This is a genomic window from Aeromonas hydrophila subsp. hydrophila ATCC 7966 (genome assembly GCF_000014805.1).
In the GTDB taxonomy this organism is placed as follows: Bacteria; Pseudomonadota; Gammaproteobacteria; order Enterobacterales; family Aeromonadaceae; genus Aeromonas; species Aeromonas hydrophila.
Genome location: NC_008570.1, coordinates 2816591 through 2841042, shown reverse-complemented (window position 1 = coordinate 2841042; position 24452 = coordinate 2816591). Strand labels below are relative to the sequence as shown.

Genomic DNA, 24452 nt, shown 5'->3' with positions numbered 1-24452 from the left:
GATCAGAGGTTTGATTCACCACCAGATCAGCCATGGGCAGCGCCCTTGAGTTCCACCAGCCGCCCGCCTTCCAGGCGCAGCACCCGATCGGCCAGGGCGCCATAGGCGGGGTTGTGGCTCACCAGCAGGAGCCCGGCCCCCGTCTCTTTCACCGCCCCCATCATCAGCGCCATCACCTGTGCGGCGTTGTGCTCATCCAGGCTCCCGGTGGGTTCGTCGGCGAGCAGCCACTGGGGTTGATGGATGAGGGCCCGGGCCAGGGCGACCCGCTGGCGCTGGCCGCCGGAGAGCTGCTCCGGCCAGGCGTGGCGTTTCTCTTCGATCCCAAGGCGTGTGAGCAGAGCCGTCAGCCGTGCAGGCTCACGGGGCAGGCCGTTGATATCGAGCGGCAGGCAACAGTTCTCCTCCACCGTCAGGGTCGGCAGCAGGTTGAAGTCCTGATAGACGATGCCAAGGTGGCGACCACGCAGGCGGGCCCGCTCGCCGCTCGGCTGGTTGTCGAGGCGGGTCTCATCGAGCCAGACCTCCCCCTCATCGGGGGCGATGAGCCCGGCGATAAGGTTGAGCAGGGTTGACTTGCCCGAGCCGCTCTGCCCCAGCAGCAGGCAGGCTTCACCGGCGTGAAGACGCAGATCCAGCCCCGCAAACAGGGGGGGAGAGTCTGCGTCAGTGTCGAAGGACTTGCTCAGGTTTTTCAGGCTCAGCATGGGATAACCGGTTGATGGCCAATGGCTTTCACAATGTCTGCCACTATGCCAGTTAGTGATCCCGGCTGCAAAAGGGATGAGGATCCTCGCTGGATCCCGTTCGCCAGAGGTGGTTAGAATAGGGGCCTCCATGGGTCACAGGATGAGCAAGGATGTTACACAAGCAAGTCAGTTTTATCGTCGACAGCAAGGGCACCAAGCAGGCTGCCGTGGTCCCCATCGACATCTACAACGAGCTGATGACCCTGCAAAAGGCGCTCTCCGACAACAAGCCCGGGGAGCGCGAGCTCTACCACTTCAACGGCAAGGGGGCCGAGGCCCATGGCTACCCGGTGGGTAAGCGGCAAAATCCCGGCTTCATGGTGCAGGCGGGATCCACCGCCAACGGCGAGGATGCGGCCTCCTTGCGCGAGGCGGTGATCGAACTGCGCCTCGAGCTGCTGGATAAAGGGGTGCTGAGCGCGCGGGCCGAAGGGGGCTTCGTGTTCGTGGCCGATCAACTGTTCAACAGTCCTAGCCTCGCCGCCAGTCTGGTGGCGGGCAACAACCGAAGCGGTCTGGACGCCTGGCAAAACAGCGCCGGCTATACCCTCAAGCAGTCGGGATTTGGCAAGAAATAACGGCGGGCGGCGAGGGTTTCCCCTCACGAATCTATGTGCTGCGGCTAAAAGAACGCGGCCCCTCCGTTGAGCGAGAGGGGCCGCGTTTTTTAATAGCTCATTTTTTCTTGCCGGTCAGCAGCCAATAGCAGAGCGCCGAGCCAAAGCCACAGCTGGCGATGGCGATGGCCATGGGCAGGGGGGATTCGGGCGGATCGAGGTTGACCAGGATCCCCACCAGGGCACCGACCCCGAAGCGCAATGTGCCGGCCAGCGCCGAGGCGGTGCCTGCGGATTGGGGGAAGTGACCCATCAGCCCCGTCATGGCATTGGCCCCCACCAGGCTGATGTGACCGACGAACAGCACCACGGGGATGACGATGCCCCAGAGGCCCCCGGTCTGGCTCCAGGCGTTGTAGATGAGCAGGGCGCCCGCGAGCGGCAGCATGGTCAGGCCGTATTGCAGCATGCGCTCGGCACCCACCCCCTTCACCAGCCGGCTGTTGACGAAGGTGACCACCATCATCAGCAGGATATTGAGGCCAAACAGCCAGCCGTAGTGCTCGGTCGGCACGTGGAAATACTCGATGTAGACGTAAGGGGAGGCGCTCAGGAAGGCGAACATGCCGGAGCTCGACAGGGCGCCGCACAGTACATAGCCCATGGCGCCGCGGTGGGAGAGCACCCCCCAGTAGTTGCGCAGCACCTGGCCGAGTCTGAGCGGCTGCTTGTGCTCGGGTTTGAGGGTCTCCGGGATCTTCCACTGCAGCACCAGACAGATGAAGAGGCTGATCCCCACCAGCAACCAGAAGATCACCCGCCAGTCGCTGTGGGCGCTGATGTAACCGCCAACCACGGGCGCCACCAGGGGGGCCAGCGTCATCACCAGGATGACGAATGACATGGCCCGCGAAAACGCATCCTTCTCGAACAGGTCGCGCAGCAGGGCATTGACCACCACGGACCCCGCGGCGCCGCCGGCGGCCTGCAGCATGCGCCAGGCCAGGAGCTCCGGCAGGGAGTCCGCCATGGCGCAGCCCACCGAGGCGACGGCAAACATGGAGAGCCCCGCCAGGATAACCGGCTTGCGGCCATAGCTGTCGGCGAGCGGGCCGTAGAACAGCTGGCCGATGGCAAAGCCGCCCAGAAAGGCGCTGATGGTGAGCTGGGCGCCGTCGATGCTGGTGGCCAGATCCCGGGCGATGGCCGGAATGGCGGGCAGGTACATGTCGACCGCGAGCGGGGTCAGGCCCGCCAGCGCGCCGAGCAGGATGAACAGAAAACGGGGGGAGAGGGGGGCGTGGGGCATAGGCTATCCAGTCTTGATGAGTGCGAAGTCAGGGAGTGACAAACATCCAGTCTACCAGTTTTGGTGACGGGGGTGATCCTGTATGCCGAGCCAAAGGCCGGGCTCGGCGTGAAAGCGGGGGGCAAACCAGACCCGTTGGCCGCCGGCGGGCAGATCTTCCGGGCCGAGGGGACGCCGGCTGAGCCGGCAGGCCCCTTGCGCCAATGCGAGGCGGGCATCCCCCTGATACCAGCCGTCGGTGACGGGCAGGGCCGTGGTTTCGCGCAGCAGCCTCACCCCCCACTGGGTTACCAGCGCCGGGCACGCCTGCTCGGCCAGCCTGGCGGCCCGGGTCATGGCTGGCGCCGCCGGTGGGGTGAGGGTGCAGAGCAGCAGCAACAGGGCTCCCAGCATGGCTGGCAGCTCGCTCCGGCGCGGCAGCCAGCCTGCCAGCAGCACCAGGCCGAGCAGGGTGATGGGGGCCAGATGGCGGGGATTGTCCGGGTTCTGGCCAACCAGAGTCCACAGCAGCAGGACGAGCCAGTAGAGCGTCCAGAGCACGGAGGGGGCTGCATTGTGATCCTTTGACCGTTGCCAGAGTGGCAGCATCAGCAAGGTTCCCATCAATAGGGGCCAGAGCGGGGTCAGCTGCTCGTTGAAGGTACGGGCCCAGCTCAGCAGTCGATCGCCGTGGGCCGCCGCCGTGTTGCCCCACAGGGTAAAGTGACCGTCGGTAAAGCGGCGCCCCTCGCTGAAATAGGCCCAGCCATCGGCCTGCCAGACAAAGAGCAGGCTGATAAGCCCCACCAGTGCGATGGGGAGCACAAATCTGACGCGCGACCCCTGCTGCGTCATTCCCAGCCAAAGGGGCAGCAGGGCCAGCACGAAGTAGGAGGGGCGCAGCGCCAGCATAAGGCCCAGCAGCAGACCCGCCAGCGCTATCTTGCGCTGTTGCAAGGCTAGGAGCGCGCCCAGCCAGGCGGCCAGCGCCGGCCCGTCCGAGAGGCCGGAGAGCGCCAGGGTCGGGGTGAGCGGCAGGGACAATACCAGCAGCCAGACCGGCGCCAACAGGCTTGGCCGCTGCCACAATCTGACCGCGAGGGAGGCGGCGAGTGGCGCCAGCAAACAGCTACCCAAGAGGCTGGCCCACTGCACCGCGCGGGCCGGCTCGTCCACCAGCAGATTGATCAGCCGCGCCAGCCAGATAAAGGCGGGGTAGCCCGGAAAGTGGGGGGAGAACTCCAGCACGCTGAAGCGCACTACCCCGTGGGCAAAGTTGAGGGCATCGTCGGAATCGAGCGCCACCGGGAAGGTCAGCAGCCAGCCGAGCCAGGCCAGTTGCAGCAGGGCAAGCAAGTAGGGTCGATTCGTGAAGCGTAATCGGTTGTGGTGACGCCCCCCTTCTCCCGCCGGGGGAGAAGGGGGCAAACCGACGTCCCGGTACATTTATCAGCTGGCCGTGCGTAGGGTGGGTAGCGCGCAGCGAAACCCACCGTTTGTCACAGCGAATTGGCGCAATGATTGGCAGATTGCCATCAAAGCGGCGCCAGCACGGCCATCAGCGCTTTTTCAGCCTCGGCGAAGGCGGCGGCATCGGCGGGTTTGGCGCCCACCCCGAACACCCCAGGGTTGCCGATGGCATCCAGCACCTTGGCCAGTGCCTGTTCGGCGGCCTTGCGATCCCCTTCGCTCAGGGAGGGGAGGATCAAGTCGAGGAAGCGCTTGCTCTTGACCACCAGCACCTTGGCGGTCTGATAGTCGCCAAGGTTCTGGCTGGCCCCCTCGAGACGGCGCTCGATCTCCGCCTTGTAGGCCCGGTTTAGCAGGGCGGCAGTGGCGGCCGCATCCTTGGCCTTGATGGCGGCAGCCAGCGGTGCTTGCAGTTCGACCTTGTGGTGCTGTTCCAGATAGGTCAGCTCCTCGGCAATCTCGCTCAAGGTGGCGCTGGCATCCTTGCCGTCAGTGGCGGCGCCCAGCAGTGTCTCGCGGGCATCGATCAGCGGCTCCTTGCCGGCGGCGGCGTAGGAGTAAGCCTGCGCCTGCCCGCTCAGGGCCAGCAGCAGGGTGAGGGTAAGTAAACCCGGGCGGATGGTCATCCTGTTCTCCTTACTTATGCCAAGAGGTTATGCCCATGGCGCGGCACTCAGGCCACGCTCTGGGTCTCGATCACGCTGTTTTTGTTGCGATGGTTGAAGGTGTTACGGCGTCTGTCCACCTCCCTCGTTCACCACATTCAGGGGCCATCAGGCCACGCTCTGGGTCTCGATCACGGTATTTTCATTGCGATGATTGAAGATGGCGTGACGTCTGTCCACCCCGTCTATCACCATGTCGGCCGCCATCATCCCCATCTCCATGGCGGTGTCGGTGAAGATGTAGCGGAATGTCCCCTGACGGCCGGTCATGATGAGGTTGGTGATGGGCATCAGCGCCTTGATGGCTTCGTTGCGGCGGGCCTGATAGCCGAGATCCATCAGCGGATAGGCGTACTCGCTACGTGCTTCAAAAGTTTCATCGCCAAGTTTCTGGGTGTCGACGCCGAGGCTGGCGAGATCAGCGGTAACCCGGCCGCGCAGATCAGAGAGCGGCGCCTGCCAGGTGGCATCCCCCGGGTTGCAGGGGATCTCCAGCATCACGGATGTTTGCCCCATTGGCGCCATAAAGGGGCTGCGGCGGCGCGGCTCCTGCAGGCGGGTGGCCAGAATATGGGGGTCGGAGAGGTACTGCCAGGTGTTGTCAGACAGGTTCTCCTGTTTGAGCGGCATATTGACGAAGCGAAGCGACCGGTAGTGCAGATCGCACGGCAAGCCCAGGTGCTGGCAGGTGAGCGGTAGCGGCAGGGTGGAGATGACCTGATCGAAAGCGGCGCTCTGCTCCACATTATCTTGTGACCAATACACCCGTTCGATGCGGCCATCGGTCTGGTCGAGTCGGGTGATGGTGGCGCCGGTTTTCAGCAGGACCCCTTCGGCAACCAGCCGCTCCCCCAGGGTGGTGAAGATCTGGCCGAAGCCGTACTTGGGGTAGCGGTACTTGCGGGCATAGGTGCGCACCGACATGCTGCCGTTGCGTCTTGGCAGCAGGCGGCGCGCCACGTCTTTGAGATCGATCAGGCTGATGCGCTGACCGGCCCAGTCGGCGGAGAGCTTGTCCGGGTTGATGCCCCACAGCTTAGCCGTGTAGCCCTCGAAGAACTGGCGATAGAGGGTGCGACCGAAGTGGCTCTGGATCCACTCGGCAAAGCTTGCCTTGGCAAAATCGGTGGGTTTCTTGGCAAAGGGCAACAGCAGCAGATCCTTCACCGCCCCGGCCATCAGGGCGAGCGGCGCCGTCTTGAGCAGGTTGGGCAGGTTCAAGGGGTAGTCATAGGTGCGCCCACCAAAGCGGATCACGCTCTTGCGCTCGGCGTGGAGCAGATCGTCCCCCATCAGTTCGTCGATAAAGGCGAGCAGCTCGGGGTTCTTGGTGATGAAGCGGTGGCCGCCGTAGTCGAAGCGATACTCCCCATCGCGCCCCTTGAAGGTCTGGGTGGCGCACATGCCGCCCACCACGCTCTCCTGCTCGAACAGGGTGACTGCAAAACCGGCCTGGCGCAGGCGCCAGGCGGCCATCAGACCGGCAGGGCCGGCGCCCAGTACCGCAATGTGTTGTGTGTTGTTGTCGCTCATGACTCTGTTATCCGAAAAGCTGACCAAAAGAGAAGACGTTGAAAAGGCGGCCCCGCTGAGCCGCCTTGTCATCCGCTGCTGCGCCGCGCTGGGCGATCAGCGCTGGGGACGATAGTTGCGATGCCAGACGGTGACGAAGATCACCAGGTAGCTGGCCCAGGTCAGCAACTGCAGGCCGGCTGGTGAGGCATTGTAGCCAAACAGGGCACGCAGGAAGGTACCAAATACCCCCTGATCGTCGAGAATGTGACTGATGTTGAAGACAGGCGTCGTCCAGAAGGTGATGAGCCCGGCTGCCTGCAACATGTTGACGGCGGACGACAGCAGCCCGGCGGCGATGATGATGATGAGCAGGCCGGTCCAGCGGAAGAAGGGGGCCAGCGCCACCTTGCGGGTGGAGCGCAGCAGCCCCCACACCAGCACCACCGACAGCAGCAGACCACCCAGCGCCCCCATCAGCCCCTCGTGCAGATCCACCCCTTGCCCGGAGTAGACCAGGGCCGAGAAGAACAGCACGGTTTCAAAGCCTTCGCGCATCACTGCCAGGAAGGCGAGCAGCACCAGACCAAACAGGTTGCCGCCGTCGATGGCGGCATCGATGCGCGCCGTCATGGCCCCCACCTGGGATTTGGCCTGCTTCTGCATCCAGACTGCCATGTAGGTGAGTACCAGGGTGGCGAAAATCAGGATCCCCGCCATCAACAGGTGGTTGTAGCGCTCGCTCTCGAACTGGCTCACCACCACCTGGAACAGGAAGGCGACGACGAGGGAGGCAAGCAGACCCAGCCCCACCCCCAGATAGACGAACTTGTTGTAGCGGCTCGCCCCCAGCTTGGCGAGGTAGGAGAGGCAGATGCCGACCAGCAGGAAGGCTTCCAGCCCCTCGCGCAGGGTAATGAGAAAACTTGCAAACATCAGGATTGAGGCTCCGTAGCGGGCGTGACTGGGAGAGGCTGCAGGGTGAGTTGCAGCCGGTTGAGCATTATTATGGGTGGCTCCGGCAAGCTCGGCTCGGCGGCGCGCACCGCATCATTGACCCACTTGGGGTAGGTGCGGAAATTGAGTTTGATATCGGCCTTGAAGGGCCCCTTGGCATCCGCCGGCAGCGGCCAGGCTTCATCGCGCCAGCCATCGGCCGGAATGCGGGTGTCTTCCAAGAGCTTGGCGTAGCGCCAGAACTTGAGCCCCACTGGCTTGCCCTCGGCATCGCCGAACACTTTTCTGAATAGCCGCGCATCGTCGGGCACGGCGCCATCCACCGGCTGGCCGCTGGCAAGCACCCGCTTGCCGCTGGCGTCGGTGACAGTCAGCTCGAGCCAGAGTTCACGGAAATCGGCGACCCCGGTGGGCAGGGCGTGGCCGGCGCCGGTATTGGCGACCCGCACCACCAGCTGCGGGCTAGCGGCCACCTGCTCGATCCGGGCCGAGAGGGTAGCGCTTGAGCGCAAGAGCGCCAGGCTCTCCTGCTCGAGGGTTGCACTTCTCAGCCCCACCAGCTGATGCTGGGCGCCGGTGAAGTTGTGGCGATAGAGCCGTTCTTTCACTGTGCCGTTTTCGGTGGACTGGCCCGCCACCGGCGCGCCGCCGTTGCCCGGTTCCGGGTTCATGTGGCAGTCGATGCAGGTGCGCCGCTTGGCGGGATCGTCCGCCTTGGCGAAGCTGGAGTTCTCCCACTCGTCCCAGGTGTTGACGATGTTGGCGCCGGTGCCGGGGGCAAACTCGTTGTGGCACGACTTGCACAGGGCGGCGTCGCGGTAGAAATCCTTCTGGTAGGAAGTCTTGTGCATGGCGGGGCGGGCGTTGATCTGCCGCTCCGCCAGCCAGTGCTGGAGGCTGCCGCCGGCGGCATCCTCGAACACATAGCTCTCGCGGTCTTTCAGATTCACGGTAAAGGCACTGTTGCCGCCGGCATCCTCGAGCCGGGTGATGCGATGGCAGAGCACGCAGCTTGTGCCTTCTTCCACCACGGGCTCGCCTGCTTTGTGGGCGGCAATGAGCGAGGCGCCGCCGCGCTCAAACATGTGGGAGCCCTTGGGCAGATCCTGCTGGCCGTTCATCACCTGCTGGGGCATGTGGCAGCCCTGGCACCACTGGCCGAAGGCTTCCCCCTCGGTTTCACGGGCCAACGCCTGCACCACCTTGTAGTAGGGGTGGGAGTTGCCCATCAGCCGGTGGTTGCTCTCGCTCCAGTCCTGGAACGCCTGTTGGTGGCAGTTCTGGCAGGAGGCGGAGTTGAGCCACTCCTTGGGATGAGTGGTCGGCGCCTTGGCAGGATCCCTGCGTGGGGCATCGAGCCTGAGCCAGTTGGCAAGATAGGGGAGGTTGCCATCGGCGGTGACGAAGGCGTGCAGATCTTCCATCATCGCCTTCACCTCAGGTTGGGGTTTGGCGGGGTCAACCGGCTCGGCGCCATCGCGGGTGTCATGGCCCATGCCGCCCTGGGTCTGCTGGGTCATGCGCAGGTATTCGCCGATAAAGTCCCCCGCCACCATGTTGGCGAGGTTGGCGTGGCCGTTGATGGCGTTGTCGCCGCTCTGCTGTCGGTGGGCCGCCATCAGATAGCGGTTGGTGAAGTTGAACCCGTCCAGATGGCAGGAGTTGCAGCTCATCCAGTTGTCCCCCGCCATGGGGAAGCGACTGTTGGCGGCAGTGTTGCCCAAGTTGAACAACCGCTCGCCGCGCTGAAGCGGTTCAGGGCGCGGATCCGTCTCCACCAGCTTGGCGAAGTGGGGCACATCCACGGTGACCCGGGCAAACGGGCCGCTGCCACCGGTGTTGAGGCGGGTGAGATCCTGCCCCATGACGCTGTGCACCAGGATGTGGTCGCCGTCTACAAACAAGTCCCGCGGATTCTGGCCCGGCAGGTGGCGAAGGAGCTGGGTCGCCTTGGCGCCGCCCTGGAACTTCTTGCGGCGGTGGCGGTTGCTGTTCTGCTTGCCGCTGCGCGACAGGTCGAACACCAGCAGATCCTCCGAGCCCGCCAGGGTCAGGTAGACCCGCTTGCCGTCGGCGGCGAAGCGCGCGGCGAAGGGGTTGGAGACGATCTGGCTGCGGTTGCCGACGCTGGGCAGGTTGATCTGCAAAAAGAGCTGCTTACGCTCGTCCACCCGCTCTTTCTCTTCATCCAGATCGATGATGGAGACGGCCGGGAAGACGGTGCTCTGAAACTGGAAGGGGTGATCGAAGCTCCACAGCACGTGGGGCAGCCAGGCCTCGCTGCCATCGGGGGAGAGGGCGATGCCGTCCAGCAGGCGCGGCAAGCCCTGCGAGTCGCTTGGGGTGTCGCTGTGGGTCTCGGCCAGGGTGATGAGCTTGGGCTTGGGCAGGGTAGCGCCTTTGGCGCCGCTGCCGAGTTTGGCGAGATCATAGATGGCAAGCTGGCCGGTCATGGCGTGGGTGAGCAGCAGGCGATCATTGTCGGTCAAGGCCAGTCCGCGCGGGGTCTCGGCAGTGGCCACATCCAGCTGCAGCTTGCCCGCCGTGTCATAGGCCTGCAGGCTAGCTGATTCGAACAGCGTGACCCAGAACCACTGCCGCTTGGGATCGAAGATGACCCCGTAGGGACGATGGCCAGTGGGGATCGCCTTGTCCAGGGTGAGATCATCATCCAGCAGCAGCAGGCGATCGCCGCGATAATCGCTCACCAGCAGGGTGCCGTCGTCTGCGCGGGCCAACTGGCGCAGATCGCCACCCAGTTGCACCTCTTTCAGCCGCTTGCCGCTATCGCGCTCAAGCAGGGTGACCGAGCCGGCGCTCTGGTTGGCGGTGACCAGGCGCGGAGCGTTCCCCTCGTCATAGGCAATCATGGCGGCGCCCATCTCCTGGGCCGAGGCGGCCCCCAGCAGCAGGGTGGCCAACATCAGGGATAACAACAATTTCAACATAAGATCAGGTGCGCCATTTCAAGATGGTCCAGCGCCAAGCGTGGCGCAGCACCAGGGGAGTCAACGCGAGCGCGCTCAGCCAGTGGGCCCAGCTGGCAAGGTTGCCCATGCCATCGCCCGGGGTGCCGTGCAGTACCAGCAGCAGCCCGCTGGCCAGACAGACCAGCAGCAAGGCTTCGATGATGCGGCCGGTGGTGCGCAAGAACGGCTTGCGGCTTTTGCGCAGCAGACTGCGATGGGAGAGCCAGAAGGCGCCGAACAGCAGGGGGAACAGGGTGAGCGAGAGGGCGACGTGCAGGAACAGGTTCCAGCGTGCCAGCGACCAGAGCGGGGTCAGCGGTTCCCACAGCAGCAGGCCTGAGAAGAACATCAGATAGAGGGAGCCCTCGGCGGCCTGATGGTGATAGGCCAGCCACTGCCAGCAGTGTCGTGGTGAGAGGGAAAGGCTTGTCATAGGTGCTCCAACGCCCGGGCAGTGCAGCCCGGGGGAGCAAGTTTACAATGCAGGAAAGGTAATGAAAAGAGTTATCAATTCCGCTCTTGATGAATAAAGGCTGAATGAAAACCGGCGCTATTTGTGGTCCGCCAGCCGCTCGGTCACCGCGTAGATGAGCGCCGCGGTGGAGAAGGCGAGGAACACGATCACCGACCACTTCATCTCCACCTCGTTGCCGACCCCGTCATCCAGGAAGGCCTTGAGCACTTCAATCCCGGCAATGGTGACCAGGGAGTTGATGACGATGAGCTTGAGGGAGGCGAAGTTGATCTTGCTGAGCCAGTTGTTGCCGAGCGCCTCGCGCTGCTCCTGGGTCTGGATGAACTGCACATAGCCGCAGATGGAGACCAGTATCAGCATCTGGGCCACCAGCACGAAGTCCACCAGGGTGAGTACGCCGGTGATGAGGTCCATGTAGTGAATGCCCACGATGTCGATGCACAGGGCATAAAGCAGCATGGCGAATTTCACCATCAGCAGGGCCACGCAGACCAGAATGCAGACATAGAAGGGGAACATCATCAACCGGCTGCCATTGAGCATGAAGTTGAAACGGCGCATGAAAACTCCTGAAGAGGGTGAGGTTGCGCTGATTATGGCGCGGATCCGCCATCGAGGGCATCCCTGTTTGCGCACAGAGGGCTGATGGCGGCAGAGCAAGGGGAAACGAAAAAAGCCCAGCCATAAGGCTGGGCTTTCGAATGTGGCTCCCTCGACAGGACTTGAACCTGTGACATACGGATTAACAGTCCGCCGTTCTACCGACTGAACTACGAGGGAATTGGCTCCTCCTACTGGACTTGAACCAGTGACATACGGATTAACAGTCCGCCGTTCTACCGACTGAACTAAGGAGGAATTGCCTGTCTCGTCGAGACGCTGCGGATATTAATGGCCCATCCGCCGGGTGTCAACCCGCGATCCGCTGCAAAAAGGGGATTTTGGCCCGTTTGCCCAAAACTTGGCCGCTGTGGACTATTTTCAGCACAATCAGCAGCTTGGCGCTGCCCTCTCGGGCTCATCGAGACGGCTTAATGGAATGAAGAGGGGATGAATGAGGATATGTCGATGCTCGGGATGGCATGGTGCGGGATAAGCAGCTGTCTTATGGCCGAACAATGGCAGAGATAAAGGAGGGGAGAGGGCAGGGGCACGCATAAGGGCGGGAGAAATTGGTTAGCAGGCGAAGTGAATGTGCTGCGTAATGGTGAGAAAAGTGGCCGATATGCTGACAATAAACGGTAATTCTGCGTGGTAACGGCCATTCATTGATCCCGCCCATCGAAATATTTCATCGGCTGGGGTATGGTTGGCCAGGATACCATCGCCGTGTCGACAGCTCTGCCGGCCCTTGATGATGATCGGGCGCCGGTTCAATCCGGCCTTTATCTCCCTCTTCTGGTATTACGAATACATGCACAACCAAGCACCTTTGCAAAGCGTGAAGCTGGCCATTGCTTTACGCCAATCCTGTATTGACGAACCCTACAGCGTTCCCCGCTTTGGCCGCGACCTGATCGCTGGCATCACGGTCGGCATCATCGCCATTCCGCTGGCCATGGCGCTGGCCATCGCCAGTGGCGTGCCGCCGCAGCACGGTCTCTATACCGCCATCATCGCCGGCATCGTGATCGCAGTGACCGGCGGCTCCCGCTTCTCCATCTCGGGGCCGACCGCCGCCTTCGTGGTGATCCTCTATCCGGTGGCCCAGCAGTTCGGTGTGGGCGGCCTGTTGATGGCGACCCTGATCTCGGGCTTCTTCTTGGTGGCCATGGGGGTGGCCCGGCTCGGACGCCTCATCGAGTACATTCCGCCTTCGGTGACCCTGGGCTTCACCGGTGGTATCGCCATCGTGATCGCAACTCTGCAGATCAAGGACTTCTTCGGCCTGCACGTGCCCGAGATGCCGGAAACCTACATCGGCAAGGTCGAGGCGCTGGCCCATGCCTTGCCCAGCTGGCAGTGGGGGGATACGCTGGTCGGCATTGCGACCCTGGCGGTGCTGCTGCTCTGGCCGCGCCTGCGGCTGCCGGTGCCAGGCCACCTGCCCGCCGTGCTGGTGGGGGTGGGCCTTGGCTTTGGCCTGCATCAGTTCGGGGTGGACGTCGCCACCATCGGCAGCAAGTTCAGCTATACCCTGGCCGACGGCAGTCAGGGCATGGGGATCCCGCCCATCGCGCCGACTCTGGTGATGCCCTGGGCCCTGCCGGGGCCGGATGGCTCGCCGGTGGAGTGGAACCTGGCCGCCATCGAGCGCCTGTTGCCCGCCGCCTTCTCCATGGCGATGCTGGGGGCCATCGAATCCTTGCTCTGCGCCGTGGTGCTGGACGGCATGACAGGTCGCAAGCACAGCTCCAACGCCGAGCTGGTGGGGCAGGGGCTTGGCAACATAGTCGCCCCCTTCTTCGGCGGCATCACCGCCACCGCCGCCATTGCCCGCTCCGCCACCAACGTGCGGGCCGGGGCAACTTCTCCCATCTCCGGCATCGTGCATGCGCTGGTGGTGCTGGCAGCCATCCTGGTGCTGGCGCCCTGGCTCTCCTGGCTGCCGCTCTCGGCCATGGCGGCCCTGCTGCTCATTGTCGCCTGGAACATGAGCGAGGCGCACAAGGTGGTGGAGCTGATCCGGCGTGCACCCAAATCCGACGTGCTGGTGCTGCTGGTCTGTCTGTCGCTGACCGTCATCTTCGACATGGTCATCGCCATCACCTTCGGGGTGATCCTCGCCTCCCTGCTGTTCATGCGCGAGATTGCCAAGATGACCAAGCTGCATGATCTGGCGGATCACAAGCGCTATGCCCATGAGGTCCCGGAACAGGCGCTGCTCTACAAGATCAACGGCCCGCTGTTCTTTGCCGCTGCCGAGCGGGTGTTCGGCGAGCTGGTGGCCCAGGTCAAGGGCCACAAGCTGCTGGTGCTGCAGATGGAGGCGGTCTCCATCCTGGACGCCGGCGGGCTCTCCGCCTTCCTGCAGTTTGAAAAGCAGATGGCCAAGGCGGGGGTACAGCTGAGGGTGGCCGAGCTGCAGTTCCAGCCGCTCAAGACCCTGGCGCGTGCCAAGGTGCGTCCGGTGCCCGGTCAGCTGGAGTTTTACGGCTCGCTGGAAGAGGCGCTCAAAGGCGAGCACTTGCACGAAGCGACCGGAAATTGATGGAAAGGGATACGAAACGGCATGTTTTTAGTCACTTGGTTCGGATAATGAGCAAACGAACGCAAAAAGTGAAAAATTGCATTGACCGCATGCCGTCGTATCCCGTACATTACGCCCCGTTCCAGCGCAACAGCGCAGCGAACATCGTGCTGGCTGAGCACGTTAAACAGCAGACCAAAATTTGGTGAGGTGTCCGAGTGGCTGAAGGAGCACGCCTGGAAAGTGTGTATACGGCAACGTATCGAGGGTTCGAATCCCTCCCTCACCGCCAAATTACAAAAAACCGACCTGATGGTCGGTTTTTTGTAATTTGGCGCAGCCATATCCGTGCTCGCCACCAATTGGCAAAGGCCCCGTCGCAAGACGGGGCCTTTTTGTTTATCAGGAGGCGTTGTTCATCAGGATACGCTTTGTCATCTCGCAGCGACCAGCCTCAGCCGTGCGGCTCCACCACCGTCATGGTAAAGCGCAGCACGCTGTCGCCTGTGTTGCGATAGGCGTGGGGCAGGTCGGTGCGGGCCACGGCCGAACAACCCTGAGTGACGGCAAGCTCGCCCGCTCCCAACTGCAGTTGCAGGGTACCTTGCTCGACGTGAAACAGCTCCACCGTGCCGGGCGGGTGGCCGTCAGAGTCAAACTGCTCGCCGGGGTACAGCTGCCAGTGCCACAGCTCTATCATGTCCGGTCCCCGGGTACCGGCCAGCAGGCGGGCCGAACCGCCGAGCGGGCCCTGCCACAGGGTCGGGATGGCTTGCGGCTCGATCAGGTGCACCGTCGGGGTGCTGGCTACGTCGACGATATCGGCAACCGATACCCCGAGCGCGGCGGCCAGCTTGCACAGGATGGCGATGCTGGGGTTGGCCGCCCCCTTTTCGATTTCGACCAGCATCCCCTTGCTCACCCCGGCCCGGCGCGACAGCTCATCGAGCGACAGTCGGCCCTGTTGTCTGTACTCCTTGAGCCGGCGAGAGACGGCGGCAGTGACATGCCCCACATCGGCGCCGGCATCGGTCGTTATATTGACTCTCTTGGTCATCGGTCATTATCATGAAATAAAATAGTCGATATAAGGATATTCCATGAGATCGGTACAACCGTCAATCGATCCCGCGCTGGCGACGCTGGCCCCGGGATTTCGGGCTATCAGCATTACTCTGCAGACCGACGAGATCGTCAATCCAGCTATCGCCACGGAGGCGTTGGCGCAGGCTTGCCAGCGGGTTCTGCACGACCCCGCGCCCTGGACCGAGGCGCATCTGGCCGCCTGGGCCGAGGTATTCAAGCGGTTTGGTGCCAAGCCCCAGCGTACACCCTGTTCGGCGGATGCCCTGCGCAAGCGGGTGCTGCGTGATGGCGCTCTGCCGAGCATCGATCCCGTGGTGGATCTCTACAACGCCATCAGCCTCGCCTACGCCCTCCCGGTCGGCGGGGAGAACCTGGCCGCCTATGTCGGGACGCCCCGGCTGGTCATTGCCGATGGCAGCGAAGCCTTTGACACCATGAAAGAGGGGGCGCCGGCGCAGGAGTGCCCGGAGGCGGGCGAGGTGATCTGGCGCGACGACCTGGGCGTTACCTGCCGGCGCTGGAACTGGCGTCAAGGGGTGAGAACGCGCCTGGATTGCGATGCCAGACAGATGTGGTTCATTCTGGAGAGCCTGCCCGAGATGCCGCTGGCGGCCTTGCAGGAGGCCGCTGCCAAGCTGGTGGACGGGCTGCGGCGCATGATGCCTGACGCCCGCATCGAGCAGAGCCTGGTCGGCTTCGAGCTTCCGTGAACTCGGCAGCAGGGGCGCCTTTTATCCCAACGCTGGGAGGAAGGGACCCCGCTGTGATGTTGCTGCTCTCGCTATGAGGCTGGGTAAAAGGCTTACCTGTTCCTGATGACGGGATGAAAGGCCCATATCACAGGCCCGTACCCGCTTGCTCAGGCCAGCTTCAACATCGGCATCTGTTCGCGCTTGTCACAGTACGTGAGATGGACCCGGCTGGTCAGGCGGGTCAGCAGTTCGTAGGGGATGGTGCCTATCTTTTCGGCCACCTGTTCCACCGGCAGCCCTTCCCCCCACAGCGTCACCTCGTCTCCCACCTTGTCGCGGGCCGCCGGCCCCAGATCGACGGTGATCATGTCCATGGAAACCCGACCCACGATGGGTACCTGGCGGCCATTGATCAGCATGGGGGTCCCTTCGGGCGCCATGCGGGGGTAGCCATCCCCGTAGCCCGCCGCCACCACGCCGAGGGTGGTATTTCGATCCGCTACCCAGTGTCCCCCATAGCCGACCGCTTCGCCCTGCGCGCAGGCGCGGGTGGCGATGAGCTGGCTCTTGAGGGTCATGACCGGACGCAGGTCATGGTCGGCGGCGAGCTGACCGGCAAACGGGGAGGCGCCGTAGAGCATGAGACCAGGCCGGATCCAGTCGCTGCGGGACGCCGGCCAGGCGAGGATGCCGGCGGAGTTGGCCATGGCCCGCTCGCCCGGCAGATGAGCAGAGAGGCGGTTGAACTCTTCGATCTGCAGCCGGGTGGCCTGGGTATCCTGTTCATCGGACTGGCTGAAGTGGGTCATGAGATGGAACGGCTGCACCACGTTGCGACAATGGCTCAGCCGCTCGATGAAAGCGGGCAGCTCCTCGGCGCGCAGCCCGAGCCGGTTCATCCCGGTATCGAGCTTGAGCCACACCTTGATGGGGGCGGGCAGACTGGCCTGCTCGAGCAGTGCCAGCTGCTCCCAGGTATGCAAGGTGGTTTGCAGTTCGTGTTTCGCCAGCAGCGGCAGCGCCTCGGCACTGAAGAAGCCTCCCAGCACCAGAATGGGCTTGGTGATGGCGTTGGCGCGCAGCACCAGCGCCTCCTCGACCCTGGCCACTGCATAGGCATCGGCCTGGGCGAGTGCGTGGGCCACCGGCAGCAGCCCGTGGCCATAGGCATTGGCCTTGAGTACCGCGATGATCTTGCTGTGGGGGGCATGGCGGCGCACCACGGCGAAATTGTGCTGGAGTGCATCGATATCGATGCTGGCCGTAACTGTGTTCATCATGGGGTCGGGTGTCTGCTCGATGAGAAGTTGGCTGCTGGTTTCAATCCTGATCCGGTGATCCTGGCTGCCGCGACGAGCAAACGGGGGGTCACCGAACCATGTTGTTTTATGTGCTTTAAAATGTAAAAAGATGTTATCAGTTGTTTTTTTGTTGGTAAATTATGTGGCAAATAGGAATGCGTAAATGCGCAAAATACGGGATATTCCTCTGTATAAATTTGCCTGCCAACGCTTTCTCTGGCTCCCTATGACCCAGTATTTATCACTGGTTTTGTCCCTCAAAACGGGAGGGGAATGAGGCTGTTTTGGGCCATTTCTGATGGATGGTTGAGTGAATGCCGTGCTGATGTCGGCACTCCTGCGCCGGACCTTCGGGAGCCCGTGGCAAAGAGGCGGGGTCAAGATGGGAGCTTGATGGCAGGATAAGGAGGAGAGACCCGCCAGGCCCATGGCCGGGCGGGTCTCAGCGTTTGTATTAGACCTTGAAGAACCCGATGCCCTGATTGAGCTGCTGGATGATGGTGGTCAGCTGGGAGGCGTCATGATTGACGCTTTCGGCGGCGGAGACGTTCTCCAGCGACATCTGGGTGATCTCTTCCACCGACTGGGCGATGAGCTGGCTGGCGGCGGCCTGCTCGTGGAGCATGGAGCTTATCTCCTGGATCAGCTCCACCACCTTGCGGGAGCTCTGATCCACCTGGGCCATGGTTTCGCTGGACCCCTCGGTGGTCTCCCGCACCGTGCTCATGCTGTCGGAGCAGGCGTTCATCCCCTTGACCGCGCTGGTGGCCCCTTGCTGGATGGAGGTGAGCATCTCGTTGATCTCCTGGGTGGCCTGGGTGGTGCGCGCCGCCAGGGTCCGCACCTCGTCGGCCACCACGGCGAAACCGCGGCCCATGTCGCCGGCCCGGGCCGCTTCGATGGCGGCGTTGAGCGCCAGCAGGTTGGTCTGATCCGCGACCCCCTGGATCATCACCGAGATCTGGCTGATGCGGGTGATGTCGTCAAACAGTCCCTGCACCTGCTTGGCGGAGTCGTTGACCGCCGTGGTGACCCTGAGCACCTCCTGGGAGGCGTGCTTGACCTGCTTCTCGCCAGCCTGGGCTATCTCCCCGGATTGCATCACCACGCTGTTGGCCTGATTGGCAAACGAGGAGAGCTGGGAGACGGAGGTAGTAAGCTCTTCGACCGAGGCGGCCGTGTTGGCGGTGGCGAGGGACTGCTGCTGGGAGCTGGTATTGACCTGCTCGGCCGCCGCCCCCAGCTGGGAGGCACTGGCGGTGAGGCTTTCGGCAGCATGCTGCATGGTCGAGACGATGTCGCGCAGGCTGCGGCGGGTGCTGATCATCGCCTGCTGCATGCGGGTCAGCTCGTCGTTGCCCTCAGCCTGATCCGGGGCGGTGAGCCGGCCCTGCGCCAGTTGTTGCAGATCCTGCATGATGGCGAGCAGCGGCTGGTTGATGCTGCCGCTGAGCAGCCAGCCCAGCAGCAAGGAGAGCAGCACCGAGATGGCGAGTATGGTGTAGGTGGCGGTGGTGATGTCGCTGGCAATCACGTCGCTCTCATCGTAGGCCTGCTTGCCCAGCCCCTGATTGATGTCGACCAGCTTGCTGAGCAGATCGTCCACCACCTGAAACGTGGTGGCGGCCTCGCCCTTCATCAGCTTGATGGCGCTGTCGTTGTCGTTGGCGTAACTTGCCGCCATCGCCTTGCGTGCCGATTCCTTGTAAAGCGGCCAGGCGCGGTCAAAGTCCGCCAGAGCCAGTTTCTCCGGTTCGCTCAGCTGGGTTGCCCGGTACTTGTCCAGCAGGGCGGCCATCTTCTGCTCGTGCAGATCCATATCCCTGGCAATCTTGTCCATGCCGCTTTGGGTCGGCTCGATGACGTAATCGAACAGCGAGCGGTTGTGATAGATGGCCTGCATGTTGGCGTTGGCGACATCCGTGATGGGGGTCAGGATGTTGAGGTACATGTCGTTAAGCATGTCATTGATGGTGTTGGTGTTCTGCTTGCCGTAGAGCCCGACCCCGATCAGGATGAGATTCAGCAACAGGAAGGAGACGATAAGCCGCGTCTTGATGGAGAGCTGGCGAAGTAGGTTGTTCATGGTAGCCTCATGCTTGTTTCAAGCGTCCATGCAGCGATGTCGATACTGCCGGTGTTGTTGTTATCCCGCCCTCTCAGAGCGGGGTTCCTCAATAGCGCAAAGGGACACGATTCAGGTCGCCCTGGCCTGCCATTCGGCAAACCATTTTTCAATCTGATCTACCGGCAGCGGTCGGCTGATGTAATAGCCTTGCGCCAGCTCGCAGCCGAGCAGTGCCAGCTGTTTCCAGTCCTCTTCGGTCTCCACTCCCTCGGCGACCGTCTTGAGGTTGAGCTTCTGGCTCATGACGATCGCTGAGGTCAATATAGCCAGCTTCTTGGGGCTGCTATGGGCGTCGTGCACGAATTCCTTGTCAATCTTGATCTCGGTGAAAGGACAGCGAGATAGCTGCTTCATGGAGGAGTAGCCGGTGCCATAATCATCCATTGCGATGCCAAATCCCCGCAGTCTCAAGCGTGCCAGGGTGCCCAGCGACATGGCGAGATTGGACATGAAGGTGGTCTCGGTGACTTCGATGATGATGGCGCTGCAGGGCAGTTGATGGGCCTGCACGATGGCAATCATGTTCTCGACCAGCTTGTCCGTCAGCAGCAGGCTGACCGGCATGTTGATGGAGCAGGTGGGATGCTCGGACAGTGCACCCAGGGTGGTGAGTGCCTCGCAGGTGGCGTGCAGGAACTGGTAGAAGAAATCGAGCGCCAGCTGCCCCTCTTCCAGATGATGAACGAAGCAGATGGGGGGAATGACCCCGTGCTCGGGATGGATCCAGCGCACCAGCGCCTCGAAGCCGTAGAGACTGGCGTCCGCCATCAGCACCTTGGGCTGCAGAAAGGGGATCAGCTGGCGGTTGTCCAGCGCCTGCTGTACATCCTCGGCGGTGAAGGTGAGCTGCATCCACTTCTTGTTTTCCCGGTGTGCCAGCGGATCGCAATGCTGCAGCATGTTGCGCAGATCGCTTTGTCGCAGCGGCTTTGACAGCACGCCGATCACCTCCAGGGTGCTGGCATCGGCGATGGCGTGGATCACGTCCAGCACGTCCCGCTCCACCCCGCTCATCACGGCCACAAACATCCGGTAGTGGGTGTTCTTCTCCAGGTTGCTGATGAGCTCGACCCCGTCCATACCGGGCATGTTGAGGTCGGTCAGCAGCAGATCGATGCGTTCGAGCTGCTGCAGCTTGTTCAGGGCATCCTGGCCATCATGGGCAACGTGGATCTGGCCGAACCCCAACTCCTGCAGCAGGCAGGTCACTTCGTACTGCTGGGTGCGGGAGTCATCCACCACCATGGCACTGCGGCCTTGCCATTTTTCCAATGACATAATTACACGCCTCGTAGATCCGGACGGCTGAGCGTCTGGGTAATGTGGGTGAGGGACATGACTTCATCCACTCCGCCGTGGGCTATGGCCTCTTTGGGCATGCCGAATACCACGCAACTGGCTTCATCCTGGGCGATGGTGCGTGCGCCCGTGTCGTGCAGCTCCCGCATGCCGCGGGCACCGTCATCCCCCATGCCGGTCATGATGACGCCGAGGGCGTTGCGCCCCGCACTCACCGCCACCGAGCGAAACAGCACGTCCACCGAGGGGCTGTGGCGGGAGACCGGCGGCCCCTCTTTGACTTCCGCCAGATACTGGGTGCCGCTGCGCTGGATCAGCAGGTGCTTGCCCCCCGGCGCTATGATGGCGACCCCGGGCAGCAGGCGATCGCCGGTCTCGGCCTCTTTCACCTCCAGCTGGGAGAGGCCGTTGAGCCGCTCGGCAAAGGAGGCGGTGAAGCGGGCCGGCATGTGCTGGACGATGGCGATCCCCGGGCAGGTGGCGGGCAGGCGGGAGAGCAGGTACTCCAGCGCCTGGGTGCCACCGGTGGAGGTGCCAAGTGCAACGATCTTCTCGGTGGTGCGAAAGGAGATCCGCTCTGCCGGCGGGGAGAGTACCTCGTCGGCATTGCGCCTCGGGGTGACCGGCAGCGGGGCGGCACCGGGCAGCAGATTGCGCAGCTTGGCGCCGACGGCACCCCGGATCTCCTGAATGAAGTCGTTGGCCGACTGTTGCAGGAAGCTCTTGATGCCGACGCTGGGCTTGGTGACGATGGAGATGGCCCCCGCCGACATCGCCTCCAGAGTGATCATGGCCCCCTCTTCGGTGAGGGAGGAGCAGATGATGACCGGGGTGGGGTGCTCGGCCATGATCTTCTTGAGGAAGGTGAGGCCGTCCATGCGCGGCATCTCGATGTCGAGGATGATGACGTCGGGCCAGCACTTCTTCATCTGCTGCATGGCGAAGATGGGATCGAAGGCGGCGCCGATCACCTCGATATCCTCCGCCTTGCTCAGCATCTGGGTCAGTACCTCTCGTACCAGGGCCGAGTCGTCGACGATAAGCACGCGTATGGTCATGGCAGCTCCTTGGGCTGAAGGGGCAGGCAGCGGTAGCGGGAGGGGGCCTCCTGCACCAGCGGCAGATCCTGCTGGCGGATGATCTCGGAGTGGCCGACCAGCAGGTAGCCGTCCGGGCGCAACAGGTTGCAGAGCTGCGTCAGTACCCGTGCCTTGGTCTCGTCATTGAAGTAGATGAGCACGTTGCGCAGGAAGATGACGTCGAAGTTGCGCTCCGGATAGTCGCCGCATGTCAGCAGGTTGAGGTTGGCAAAGGTGACCTTGCCGGCCAGCTCCGGCTTGACCCGGATCTTGCCGGCGAACTCGTCATGGCCGCGCTGAAAATAGCGCAGCCACAGATGGGGCGGCACGTGCTGGGCCCGCTCGACCGAGTAGACGGCGCGGCGGGCAAAAGGGATGACCCGGGTGTTGATGTCGGTGCCGTGGATGCTCCAGCGATCATTGATGCCGAGCTGTTCGGCCAGCACCATGGCGGCGGAGTAGGCCTCTTCCCCGGTGGAGCAGGCGGCGGACCAGATCCGCAGCGGCTGGCGGCGAGTGGCAAGCAGCTGTTCGGCATGGTGCTTGAGCCAGCTGAAGTGCTGGGATTCGCGAAAGAAATAGGTCTCGTTGGTGGAGAGCAGGTTGATGGCGAGCTGCCGCTCGTGGGGATCACTGGATTGATTGATCCGCTCCCAGTAGGCGTGATAGCTGGTGAGGTGCAGCGCCCGCAGCCGCTTGGCGAGCCGGGATTGCACCAGCGCCCGCTTGCAGGGGGCAAGATCGATGCCGGCCGAATTCAGGATGAAGCGGCGAAACAGATCGAACTCGCCCTGGCTGAGAGTCGGGGTGAGTTCGGCGGTGAAGGGGGGCGCCACCATGGTCAGCCGCCCTGTTCCGGAGAGAACTGCTGCTCGGTGGCCGCCTCGGCCATGGCGCTCAGCTCGGCGATGGAGAGGGCCCTGTGCATGTCGAGCAGGATGGCAAACTGCTGATCGATGGTGACCACCCCCTGAATGAAGTCACCGCGGATGTGGGTGCCGAAGGTGGGAGCCGGTTCGATGGCGTCGCTGCGGATCTCCAGCACCTCGCAGACCGCATCCAGCAGCATGCCGATCTCCTGCTCCTCGCCGGTGCTGTTGGGCAGGGAGAGGATGGCGACGCAGGTGGTGGGCTGCAGCAGGGTCTGGCCCCGGCCGAAACGGATGGAGAGGTCGATCACCGGCACCACGGCGCCGCGCAGGTTGATGATGCCCCGTACGAAGCGCGGCATCATGGGCACCGGGGTCATCCCCTCGAACTCGATGATCTCGCGAATGCAGCCGATGTCGATGCCGTACAGTTCGCCGCCCAGCATGAAGGTGACGCAGTGAAAGTGGGCGCTGGTATCAGGGGCAAGCTTGTCTCTCATCGCCAGCTCCTAGTAGTTGGTGAACTTGCCATCGTCTATTTCTCGCTCCAGATCCTCTTCATGAAAGGGGTAGGGGCGGGAGAATGCCGACTTCGGTTTGCTGCGCCGGATGACATGGGCGCCGCCGTGCGGGGTATAGGGCTGGCGGGTGTTGCCACCGCGCAGGGTGAACTGCTGCATCAGCTCCTGCAACTGCAGGGCGGTGGAGCTCAGCTCTTCCGAGGTGGAGCTGAGCTCTTCAGCCGAGGCGGCCGAGGCCTGCATGCCGTCGCTTATCTGGGTCACGGCGATGTTGATCTGGGAGACGCTGGCCCGCTGTTCGCGGGAGGCGGAGGCGATCTCCTGTACCAGGGTGGCGGTCTGATCGATGCCGGGCAGCATTTCACGCAGCAAGGATCCTGCCTGTTCGGCGACGCTGACCGAGCGCCCGGCCAGCTCGCCAATCTCCTTGGCGGCAGTCTGGGAGCGTTCGGCCAGTTTGCGCACCTCGGCAGCGACGGTGGCAAAGCCCTTGCCGTGCTCGCCTGCACGGGCCGCCTCGATGGCGGCGTTGATGGCCAGCAGGTCGGTCTTGTTGGCGATGTCGTTGATGACGGTGATGCGCGACGCTATCTCCTTCATAGCGTGCACCATCTCGCCGACCGCCTTGCCGCTGTCGGTGGCGCTGCTGGCCGCCCGGGTGGAGATGTTCTCGGTCACCTTGGCATTGTCGGCATTCTGGCTGACGGTGGCGGTCATCTCCTCGACCGAGGCACTGGTCTGCTCGACGCTGGAGGCAAGCTCGGAGGAGGTCTGGGAGAGGGCATTGGCGGTGGCGGCCACTTGCTCGGAGGCCGAGCCGATGGCTTCCGACATGGCGCCCACCTCGTTGAGGGTGTCGGAGAGGCGGTGGGCCATGCTCTTGATTGCATAGAGCAGGCTCGAGGTGTCGTCGGCCTTGAGCAGCACCGGGGTGGAGAGATCCCCCTCGGCGACCCGGGCCACCACCTGCACCGTGTAGGAAGGGTCGCCCCCCAGCTGGCGCAATATGCTGCGGGTCACCAGCAGGGCCAGGATGAGACAGATGAGAAAGGCGGCACTGGCGATGGCGATGAGGATCTGCAGGTTGTCCTGATAGATGTTCTGGCTCTCATCCATGGATTGGGTGGCCAGCTCGGCATTCACCTTGACCAGATCGCTCAACAGGGAATCGGCGATGTCGAAGGCGGGGCGCCCCTTGTCACCCATCAGCCGAAAGGCGTTGCGCTCGGGCACCCCATCCTGGCCCGGTGTCTGAGCCAGCTTCAGGATCTCGCTGGCGTACTGCTTGTAAGTGGCCCAGGCCTGATCGAAGCGGGTGAGCAGGTCCACCTCCCGCTGGGTGAGATAGGTCTTGCGGTAGCTGGCCAGAAAATCCCACATCCCCTTCTCGAACTTGTCGACGTTGACCAACGCCTGGGCCTTGAGATCCGGGTCGACCTCACCGATGTAGCGATAGAGGGCCCGGTTCTGGTAGACCGCATAGATGTTGGCGTTGGCGATGTCCTTGATCGGCAACAGCTGGTTGGCGTGCATGTTGCTGACCAGCTGCACCATGGTCCTGGTGGAGTAATAGCTGGTGAGCGACAGCACCACCAGCAGCACCATGAGGATGGAGAACGAGAACACCAGCTTTGTTCTGACTTGCAAGTTGTGAAACCAGTCCATGGTCTGACTCCGTCAATTCCGTTGATGTGCTTAAGGTGTG

20 protein-coding genes and 3 tRNA genes are annotated in these 24452 nt (G+C 63.0%); 4 read left to right on the top strand and 19 right to left on the bottom strand.

What is annotated here, in order from left to right:
* Positions 1-26: 26 nt before the first annotated feature.
* Positions 27-707 (bottom strand): ABC transporter ATP-binding protein, encoded by a 681-nt coding sequence (locus tag AHA_RS12890; RefSeq protein ID WP_164927667.1) that lies wholly within the window; start codon positions 705-707, stop codon positions 27-29.
* Positions 708-859: 152 nt separating this feature from the next.
* Here AHA_RS12890 and AHA_RS12885 point away from each other — a divergent pair, with 152 nt between their 5' ends.
* Complete coding sequence (locus tag AHA_RS12885) at positions 860-1327, top strand: DUF4357 domain-containing protein (protein WP_011706372.1); 468 nt, start codon at positions 860-862, stop codon at positions 1325-1327.
* A 97-nt stretch (positions 1328-1424) separates the two neighbouring features.
* On the opposite strand, the gene AHA_RS12880 is transcribed toward AHA_RS12885, so the two are convergent.
* The 10 genes from AHA_RS12880 to AHA_RS12835 all read right to left on the bottom strand — a co-directional run bounded on the left by AHA_RS12880 (position 1425) and on the right by AHA_RS12835 (position 11500).
* Positions 1425-2615 carry a Bcr/CflA family multidrug efflux MFS transporter gene (locus AHA_RS12880; RefSeq protein ID WP_011706371.1) on the bottom strand — a complete coding sequence of 397 codons (1191 nt, stop codon included), beginning with the start codon at positions 2613-2615 and terminating at the stop codon, positions 1425-1427.
* A 51-nt stretch (positions 2616-2666) separates the two neighbouring features.
* Complete coding sequence (locus tag AHA_RS12875) at positions 2667-3950, bottom strand: hypothetical protein (RefSeq protein ID WP_011706370.1); 1284 nt, start codon at positions 3948-3950, stop codon at positions 2667-2669.
* A 179-nt stretch (positions 3951-4129) separates the two neighbouring features.
* Positions 4130-4690 carry a hypothetical protein gene (locus tag AHA_RS12870; protein WP_011706369.1) on the bottom strand — a complete coding sequence of 187 codons (561 nt, stop codon included), beginning with the start codon at positions 4688-4690 and terminating at the stop codon, positions 4130-4132.
* Positions 4691-4837: 147 nt separating this feature from the next.
* A complete protein-coding gene (locus AHA_RS12865; protein WP_164927666.1) occupies positions 4838-6262 on the bottom strand; it encodes an FAD-dependent oxidoreductase in 1425 nt (474 codons plus the stop codon).
* A 96-nt stretch (positions 6263-6358) separates the two neighbouring features.
* Positions 6359-7177: an FTR1 family iron permease gene (locus AHA_RS12860; RefSeq protein WP_011706367.1), complete on the bottom strand. Its 819-nt coding sequence runs from the start codon at positions 7175-7177 to the stop codon at positions 6359-6361.
* On the bottom strand, positions 7177-10146 hold the full coding sequence (locus AHA_RS12855; protein ID WP_164927665.1) for a YncE family protein: 2970 nt from the start codon (positions 10144-10146) through the stop codon (positions 7177-7179). The genes AHA_RS12860 and AHA_RS12855 overlap by 1 nt, the downstream gene beginning before the upstream one ends.
* Before the next feature lie 4 nt (positions 10147-10150).
* Entirely contained in the window at positions 10151-10600 is a 450-nt protein-coding gene (locus tag AHA_RS12850; RefSeq protein ID WP_011706365.1) for a hypothetical protein, read from the bottom strand.
* A 117-nt stretch (positions 10601-10717) separates the two neighbouring features.
* Positions 10718-11203, bottom strand: a complete 486-nt coding sequence (locus tag AHA_RS12845) for a YqhA family protein (protein ID WP_011706364.1) — start codon at positions 11201-11203, stop codon at positions 10718-10720.
* Positions 11204-11346: 143 nt separating this feature from the next.
* A tRNA-Asn gene (locus tag AHA_RS12840) sits at positions 11347-11422 on the bottom strand.
* Positions 11423-11424: 2 nt separating this feature from the next.
* A tRNA-Asn gene (locus tag AHA_RS12835) sits at positions 11425-11500 on the bottom strand.
* 496 nt (positions 11501-11996) lie between these two features.
* Between AHA_RS12835 and dauA the strand changes: the two genes are divergently transcribed.
* Positions 11997-13793, top strand: a complete 1797-nt coding sequence (dauA, locus tag AHA_RS12830; protein WP_172583083.1) for a C4-dicarboxylic acid transporter DauA — start codon at positions 11997-11999, stop codon at positions 13791-13793.
* A gap of 183 nt (positions 13794-13976) precedes the next feature.
* Positions 13977-14064, top strand: a tRNA-Ser gene (locus tag AHA_RS12825).
* Positions 14065-14226: 162 nt separating this feature from the next.
* Here the strand turns inward: AHA_RS12825 and AHA_RS12820 are convergent.
* The gene (locus AHA_RS12820) at positions 14227-14829 is read right to left on the bottom strand and encodes a helix-turn-helix domain-containing protein (protein ID WP_011706362.1); all 603 of its coding nucleotides are present in this window, start codon (positions 14827-14829) and stop codon (positions 14227-14229) included.
* A gap of 43 nt (positions 14830-14872) precedes the next feature.
* On the opposite strand from AHA_RS12820, the gene AHA_RS12815 reads away from it, so the two are divergent.
* A complete protein-coding gene (locus AHA_RS12815) occupies positions 14873-15568 on the top strand; it encodes a B3/B4 domain-containing protein (protein WP_011706361.1) in 696 nt (231 codons plus the stop codon).
* Positions 15569-15717: 149 nt separating this feature from the next.
* On the opposite strand, the gene alr is transcribed toward AHA_RS12815, so the two are convergent.
* From alr to AHA_RS12780, 7 genes are all read right to left on the bottom strand, one after another.
* Entirely contained in the window at positions 15718-16830 is a 1113-nt protein-coding gene (gene alr / locus AHA_RS12810) for an alanine racemase (RefSeq protein WP_172583082.1), read from the bottom strand.
* Between the two features lie 475 nt (positions 16831-17305).
* On the bottom strand, positions 17306-18937 hold the full coding sequence (locus AHA_RS12805) for a methyl-accepting chemotaxis protein (protein WP_011706359.1): 1632 nt from the start codon (positions 18935-18937) through the stop codon (positions 17306-17308).
* Between the two features lie 111 nt (positions 18938-19048).
* Complete coding sequence (locus AHA_RS12800; protein ID WP_011706358.1) at positions 19049-20257, bottom strand: EAL domain-containing response regulator; 1209 nt, start codon at positions 20255-20257, stop codon at positions 19049-19051.
* 2 nt (positions 20258-20259) lie between these two features.
* Positions 20260-21336: a protein-glutamate methylesterase/protein-glutamine glutaminase gene (locus tag AHA_RS12795; protein ID WP_011706357.1), complete on the bottom strand. Its 1077-nt coding sequence runs from the start codon at positions 21334-21336 to the stop codon at positions 20260-20262.
* The gene (locus AHA_RS12790; RefSeq protein ID WP_011706356.1) at positions 21333-22196 is read right to left on the bottom strand and encodes a CheR family methyltransferase; all 864 of its coding nucleotides are present in this window, start codon (positions 22194-22196) and stop codon (positions 21333-21335) included. The genes AHA_RS12795 and AHA_RS12790 overlap by 4 nt, the downstream gene beginning before the upstream one ends.
* A gap of 2 nt (positions 22197-22198) precedes the next feature.
* Positions 22199-22726: a chemotaxis protein CheW gene (locus AHA_RS12785; protein ID WP_011706355.1), complete on the bottom strand. Its 528-nt coding sequence runs from the start codon at positions 22724-22726 to the stop codon at positions 22199-22201.
* Positions 22727-22735: 9 nt separating this feature from the next.
* Positions 22736-24412 (bottom strand): methyl-accepting chemotaxis protein, encoded by a 1677-nt coding sequence (locus tag AHA_RS12780; RefSeq protein WP_011706354.1) that lies wholly within the window; start codon positions 24410-24412, stop codon positions 22736-22738.
* Positions 24413-24452 lie beyond the last annotated feature (40 nt).